The organism is Pseudomonas tehranensis (genome assembly GCF_014268615.1).
Lineage (GTDB): Bacteria > Pseudomonadota > Gammaproteobacteria > Pseudomonadales > Pseudomonadaceae > Aquipseudomonas > Aquipseudomonas tehranensis.
Window position 1 is genome coordinate 1 of record NZ_JABWQV010000359.1, and the last position, 3,939, is coordinate 3,939.

Annotated in this window: 4 protein-coding genes; 1 reads left to right on the forward strand and 3 read right to left on the reverse strand. The window is 60.2% G+C overall.

What is annotated here, in order from left to right; all coding sequences use genetic code 11:
• Positions 1-103: 103 nt before the first annotated feature.
• The 3 genes from zapE to HU811_RS25755 form a co-directional block, all read right to left on the reverse strand.
• On the reverse strand, positions 104-1,198 hold the full coding sequence (gene zapE, locus HU811_RS25745; RefSeq protein ID WP_092393836.1) for a cell division protein ZapE: 1,095 nt from the start codon (positions 1,196-1,198) through the stop codon (positions 104-106).
• 100 nt (positions 1,199-1,298) lie between these two features.
• A complete protein-coding gene (locus HU811_RS25750; protein WP_092456241.1) occupies positions 1,299-2,654 on the reverse strand; it encodes a tryptophan--tRNA ligase in 1,356 nt (451 codons plus the stop codon).
• Positions 2,655-2,678: 24 nt separating this feature from the next.
• Positions 2,679-3,308 carry an alpha/beta hydrolase gene (locus tag HU811_RS25755; RefSeq protein ID WP_092456238.1) on the reverse strand — a complete coding sequence of 210 codons (630 nt, stop codon included), beginning with the start codon at positions 3,306-3,308 and terminating at the stop codon, positions 2,679-2,681.
• 148 nt (positions 3,309-3,456) lie between these two features.
• Here HU811_RS25755 and HU811_RS25760 point away from each other — a divergent pair, with 148 nt between their 5' ends.
• A complete protein-coding gene (locus HU811_RS25760) occupies positions 3,457-3,894 on the forward strand; it encodes a Z-ring associated ZapG family protein (RefSeq protein ID WP_186658870.1) in 438 nt (145 codons plus the stop codon).
• The last annotated feature ends 45 nt before the right edge of the window (positions 3,895-3,939 follow it).

Sequence of the window (3,939 nt, forward strand, 5' to 3'; positions counted from 1 at the left end):
CATCGCGAGCAGGCTCGCTCCCACAGGGTTATGCGGTGCGTCGTTGATCTCGCACGCACAAAAAAGACCTGCAATCGCAGGCCTTTTTTTTATTCGAACCGAATTACGGCTTATGCGCCCGCGCCAGGAATTCGTGTGACTGCATTTCCAGCAAACGACTCAAGGTTCGCTGGAACTCAAAGGTCAGGCGACCGCCGGTGTAGAGATCCTTGAGTTCGACTTCGGCCGAAATGATCAGCTTCACGTTACGGTCGTAGAACTCGTCGACCATGTTGATGAAGCGGCGGGCGATGTCGTCGGTGGTGACGCTCATTTGCTCCACGTTGCTGAGCAGTACCGCGTGGAAGATCTTGCCCAGCTCGATGTAGTCGTTCTGGCTACGAGGGCCATCGCACAGTTCACGGAAGTCGAACCAGGCCACGTCGTCACAAGTGCGAACGGCGCGGATCTCGCGATTCTCGATGACCAACACATCATTTTCGACCGCCTGGGTGCATTCCGGCGTCAGGGCCCGGAAGCTCTTGCGCAGGCTTTCTTCAGCGGCGGCGTCCAGGGGAAAGTGAAACAGCTCCGCTTGCTCCAGGTGGCGCAGGCGATAGTCCACACCGCTGTCGACGTTGACAATCTCGGTGTGTTCCTTGATCAGCGCAATGGCCGGCAGGAAACGCGCGCGTTGCAGGCCGTCCTTGTAAAGGCCGTCCGGCACGATGTTCGAGGTGGCGACCAGGGTCACGCCGTTCTTGAACAACTCCTCCATCAAGGTGCCGAGAATCATGGCGTCGGTGATGTCGGACACGAAAAACTCATCGAAGCAGATCACCCGGGTCTCATCGGAGAAGCGCTTGGCGATGATGGTCAGCGGGTTCTTCTCGCCGCCCAGGGTCTTCATCTCTTCATGCACGCGCTTCATGAAGCGGTGGAAGTGCGTCCGTGTCTTCTCCTTGAACGGCAACGCCTCGAAGAAGGTGTCGACCAGGTAGGTTTTGCCACGGCCGACACCGCCCCAGAAATACAGGCCCTTGACCGGCACCTGGTCCTTCTTGCCGAACAGTTTGCCCAACAAGCCCGGCTTGTTGTTCGACGCGGCGACCAGATCGTCGTACAGGCGCTGCAAATGCCGCACTGCCGTTTCCTGGGCTGCGTCGTGGAAGAACTCCGGGCGTTTCAGATCAGCTTGATATCGTTCTAGGGGCGTCATATTCGTTAGCAAGGCAACAAAAACGGGCCGTCACTGTAGCGACGGCCCGCGGGAATGGCAATCGGCCCTTATTCGAGCCGATGGTCGGAATCGCCCCGGCTCAGTCCTGAACCGGCGTCAGAGCCACGCGCAGAGCCTCGATGGCAGCATCCCGAGCGGCGCTGTCCGCAAAAGCCGGACTGTCGGCCACACATGCGCCGTCAAGCCAGACACTGAAGCTCAGCTCGTCGCTGCGCACATCCAGTGGCTGGCCGGCTTGCAGTTGCTTGGTGACCTGGCCTGCGGTCTTGCCATCGGCAAAATTGCGCGACAACACCAATTGCTCGCCATCGGCGGCCAGCAGACGGAAGCGGAAACTGCCGTCGTCTTCGCGAAAACTGACGAAACGTGCAGCTTTTGCCGCTTTCTTTTTCGTGCTGGTCGCCACCTGTACCTGGCTGACAAACGAACGCAGGCCGACGGCTTCGCGCAGTTCGTTGAGGAAGGGTGTAGCCACGGCTCGGGCTTTTTTCGCGCCCAGTTGCAGGATGTCTTCTAGGTCCGCCGGGCGTTCGATCAACTGGTGATAACGTTCGCGGGACTCGCCCAGTTCACTGTCGAGCAACTGGAACAGGCGGTTCTTGGCTTCGCCCCAACCCAGGCCCTGCAGCAGTTCGCTACGAAACTCGGCGGACTGCGCCGGTGTGGCGAAGGCCTGGAACAAGGTGAACAGGTGGGCGTTGTCCGGATCCTTGGCTTCGCCCGGTGCGCGGGAGTCGGTGACGATCCGCGAGATCGCGTCCTTCATGTCCTTGGCGCTGCTGAACAACGGAATGGTGTTGTCGTAGCTCTTGGACATCTTGCGGCCATCAAGGCCCGGCAACGTGGCGACGCTCTCCTCGATCAGCGCCTCGGGCATGGTGAAAAACTCCTTGCCCTGGCCGAACAGATGGTTAAAGCGCTGGCCGATGTCGCGGGCCATTTCCACGTGCTGGATCTGGTCGCGACCGACCGGTACTTTATGGGCGTTGAACATCAGGATGTCCGCAGCCATCAGCACCGGGTAGCTGTACAACCCCATGGTGATGCCGGCATCCGGGTCTTCACCGGCTTCGACGTTCTTGTCCACCGACGCCTTGTAGGCGTGGGCGCGATTGAGCAGGCCCTTGGCGGCGACGCAGGTCAGCAGCCAGGTCAGTTCCGGAATTTCGGGAATGTCGGACTGGCGATAGAAGGTCACGCGGTCCACATCCAGGCCACCGGCCAGCCAGGTCGCGGCGATTTCCAGGCGCGAGCGCTGGATACGCAGCGGGTCATCGCATTTGATCAGGGCGTGGTAGTCGGCCAGGAAATAGAACGAATCGGCGTTGCTGTCGCGGCTGGCGAGAATTGCCGGACGGATAGCGCCGGCGTAGTTGCCCAGGTGCGGGGTGCCGGTGGTGGTGATGCCGGTCAGGATGCGGGTACGAGTCGTCATGGGTTATCGCTTGTCAGACTGCTGTCAATTCGAGAGGCGCGGCAGGAGCAGATCCTTGAGATCGGTCAGCTTGCCATGGAAAAAGTGTCCGCATTCTGCCACTTTCAGCAGCTCATGGGGGCGCTGGAGCGTGTCCGACCATTGGTAAACCAGCTGGGGATCGACTACTTCGTCGGTTTCCGGCTGGATCACGGTCAACTCGCCGCTCATCGGCAAGGGCGATTGCGCGTCCAGGCGCATCACCGCCGGGGCCACCATGAACAGGTGCTTGGGTGGTTGGCCCTGGGCTTCCAGACGTCCGCCAAGGCTTGCGGCAACGAATCCGCCAAAGGAAAAACCGAACAGGGTGAGCGGCAGTTGCGGGTATTTTTCCCGCAGCCAATCGGCTGCGGCCTGGGCGTCGTCGACTTCACCGGTGCCCATGTCATGGCTGCCGGCACTGGCGCCCACGCCGCGATAATTGAAACGCAACGTAACCAGGCCAGCATCACGGGCAGTGCGTTGCAAGGTCGAGACGACTTTGTTGAGCATGGTCCCGCCCTGCACCGGGTTGGGGTGGCAGATCAGCGCCAGGCCACGGGGCGCTTCGCTGTCCAGGTACAAGGCTTCCAGTTGGCCCACGGGGCCATCAATGACTACAGGGGTTTCGCGCATAAGCAAGGGAAAGAACTCCGTGACCTCGAATAGGGTCGACTCGTCTAGCTAAAAGTCTGTGCCTGGCATGATTGCGATGTTCTTCGCGGTATACAGCGCAGGTCCGAGCCGTTAACGTAAAGCAAAGCCGTTTATAGAGGAAGGACTCGTGGAACACTCGCTCTTAGTTTGGCTGTTGCCGACTCTTGCCCTGGTTGCCGGTGTCGCCATTGGATTCCTGCTTGCCCGACTGCTGCCCAATGCGGTGCCTAACAGCACGCAACGTCAGCTGGATGACATTCAGGAACGTTTCGACAGTTATCAGAATGAAGTGGTCACTCACTTCAACAGCACCGCTTCTCTGGTGAAAAAACTCACCCAGAGCTACCAGGACGTCCAGGATCATTTGTCCGAGGGTGCCAATCGCCTGGCCCTGGACGAGCAGACTCGCCAACGCCTGCTGGCCGCCCTGCACGCTGATGCGGCGCAGACGCCACGGGAACGCCTGACCCCGCCAAAAGAGGTCCAGGAACCGCCCCGGGACTACGCCCCCAAGGCCCCGAACTCGCCCGGCATGCTCGATGAGCAATACGGTTTGAAGAAGTAATTTCCAGGCGACACCCAAAAGCCCGCCCGATCGCATGATCGGGCG

Coding starts and splice junctions, on each gene's coding strand:
- HU811_RS25755 (WP_092456238.1), bottom strand. CDS start 3,308: ATGCGCGAAACCCCTGTAGTCATTGATGGCCCCGTGGGCCAACTGGAA.
- zapE (WP_092393836.1), bottom strand. CDS start 1,198: ATGACGCCCCTAGAACGATATCAAGCTGATCTGAAACGCCCGGAGTTC.
- HU811_RS25750 (WP_092456241.1), bottom strand. CDS start 2,654: ATGACGACTCGTACCCGCATCCTGACCGGCATCACCACCACCGGCACC.